Source organism: Pseudoalteromonas sp. PS5 (assembly GCF_004103255.1).
GTDB lineage: Bacteria > Pseudomonadota > Gammaproteobacteria > Enterobacterales > Alteromonadaceae > Pseudoalteromonas > Pseudoalteromonas peptidolytica.
In genome coordinates this window covers 1-2,464 of record NZ_RCSQ01000109.1, presented here as the reverse complement: position 1 = coordinate 2,464, position 2,464 = coordinate 1, and the positions used below count along the sequence as shown (strand labels likewise).

Here is a 2,464-nt window from a genome sequence, read left to right as displayed (position 1 = left end):
ATGCTTATCCTTGAAAGCTAACAGCTTATTAGCATGAATTCCTGAATATCTCGCTTATCCACAAGAGAAATGAATACAACATTCAAGCTAACTTTATTTAATATTTTTAGTAAGTTACCAGCCAAACTTTGTCATTTCAACATGCAAATTACCTGAAAAAACGAGTTGGGACTTATCCGAGCCACAAATTGGCTCGCTAAGAACAAGTTGCAAATAGCTAACATATTAAAAATGCTCTGTTTTAAATGGCACTTACGAGATATCCGAGCCTTTTTATTTCTCGTTATTGATCTTTTCTTAAAACATTAGGCAGCTTACCTTGCAATTTTGTTACCTGTCACTTATAACTGTATAAATAAACAGTGAGCAAAGGATTCAAAATGCCTAGATCACCATTTTTAGAGTCTGTTAGGCTAGAGCTTAGAACAAAACGCTATAGCATCAGAACAGAGAAGTCCTACCTATTTTGGATTAAGTCCTACATTTTGTTTAATGATAAAAAGCACCCTGAGCAAATGGGCAATCAAGAAGTTGAGCGTTTTTTAAACCACCTTGCGGTCAACAAGCAAGTTAGTAGCGCAACGCAAAACCAAGCGTTGTGTGCCCTTATTTTTTTATATCGCTATGTGATACAGCGGGAAATTCAAGGGTTAAAATACACGCTAACTAAAAAAGAGCAAGCAATCCCATGTGTACTAACTCATGAAGAGGCAATGATGATTATCTCTAAGCTACATGGCAAGTATCAATTAGTCGCATCTCTTCTTTATGGTTGTGGGCTCAGAATAAACGAAGCCTTACACCTGAGAATAAAAGATATCAACTTTACTAATAGCACTCTATTTGTATTTAGAGGAAAGGGCAAAAAAGACCGATATACGCTGCTGCCCAAGTCATTGCATTCGCAATTAACGGCGCAAATCGAATATGCAACCATGGTACATCAGCAAGATATAAAAGCGGGCTTTGGTTTTACATCTTTGCCTGTATCTCTTATCAAAAAATATAAAAATGCAGCTAAAGATCTTTCATGGCAGTACCTTTTTCCTTCCACTACTCGCTGTCAGCACCCCCATGATGGCTATATTTGCCGGCATCACATACACGAAACCGCTTTTAGAAAACAGCTAAGGAGCGCCGTTAAGCAATGCAATATCCCAAAACAAGTTAAAGCTCATACTTTCCGACACACGTTTGCAACACAACTATTAATCAACGGAACCGATATCAGAACTGTTCAGGAGCTTTTGGGCCACACTGATATTCGTACAACTGAAAGATATACTCATGTTATTGGCACAAGATTTGGCACCACCCTCAGCCCACTGGAGCAACTTTAAAACACCATAACTTCTGAACACTTATCCACTTAAGTATTTGCTTTCTTGACAAACTTCGCTGTCACCATCATTTCACCAACACCATCAACCTTGCAGTCAAGCTCATGGTCTTTTTTATCTAGTACACGCCTTACCAAAGCTTTAGTACCTATTTTAATGACTTGTGAACTACCTTTGATTTTTAAATCTTTAATTACTGTGACTTTATCGCCATCAGCGAGTAGTGTGCCGTTGGCATCTTTTACTTGAAAGTCGTCCTCTTTAGCAGTCGCATTAGGATCCCATTCGTAAGCACATTCAGGGCATATTAGTTGACTTTGATCTTGATAAACATATTCAGAATTGCATTTGGGGCAAGCAGGTAAAGACATAATTAACTGTATCACTTTTAAGGCTGTGTATCATCGGCATATGATACTGTAAAAGTGAGTAGAGCGTCCTCTATATTCGTCTTTAAATCGCTATTGAATTAAGAATAGCTACCCAAAATGTTGCGGCACGGCAATTGCTTAGTAATTAATCTATATTTCATCATATAAAGGATTACCTATGCTTGTTAGTCAAACTCAAGGGGTTGGCTCACCTACAATTTATAGCAGCCAGAGCCTGAATCAACCAAAAAAGGCTGAAGCGGTACAGAAAGACGCCCAAGTCTCCATTAGCCAAACCGCTAACAATGCCGAACATAATTGGCAAACTATTGCCTCTAAATACAACGTTCACAATATTTCTGCGGCAGAAGCACGAACTATGTCCCGAGAACTATTCGAAGGAGGGTTTATTGATTCAGGCCAGATGATAGCTATCGGCGCGCCGATATCTATGACTGAAAACCCACATGAAAAGATTGATTTACTTGGAGATATGAAGCGTACATTTGAAATTTCAGCGCCTAGCGGCGGGCTCAGTAAAACATCACGAGAGATTTATGCTTCGGCGATCACTACGCTTGAAAATCTCGCCAAGACACACAGAAATAATATGCCAATTTGAGGAAGCAAACCTGATGCAAATACCAATTAGACTTAATACTTGCGCAATTTGAAGGAGTAAAGCCGACGCTAACAGCGTTAAAGATTTCTTATTTAGAACAACTAAATAGCAAAATTTTTGCCTTGCCTATA

General features: G+C 38.7%; 3 protein-coding genes. 2 read left to right on the top strand and 1 reads right to left on the bottom strand.

The window, feature by feature from the left end; genetic code table 11:
- The first annotated feature begins 380 nt into the window (after positions 1-380).
- Positions 381-1,340: an integron integrase gene (locus D9603_RS14300; protein WP_128731828.1), complete on the top strand. Its 960-nt coding sequence runs from the start codon at positions 381-383 to the stop codon at positions 1,338-1,340.
- Positions 1,341-1,369: 29 nt separating this feature from the next.
- On the opposite strand, the gene D9603_RS14295 is transcribed toward D9603_RS14300, so the two are convergent.
- Positions 1,370-1,711 (bottom strand): zinc ribbon domain-containing protein YjdM, encoded by a 342-nt coding sequence (locus D9603_RS14295; protein ID WP_125252608.1) that lies wholly within the window; start codon positions 1,709-1,711, stop codon positions 1,370-1,372.
- Between the two features lie 178 nt (positions 1,712-1,889).
- Between D9603_RS14295 and D9603_RS14290 the strand changes: the two genes are divergently transcribed.
- The gene (locus D9603_RS14290; protein WP_128731827.1) at positions 1,890-2,333 is read left to right on the top strand and encodes a hypothetical protein; all 444 of its coding nucleotides are present in this window, start codon (positions 1,890-1,892) and stop codon (positions 2,331-2,333) included.
- Positions 2,334-2,464: the final 131 nt, after the last annotated feature.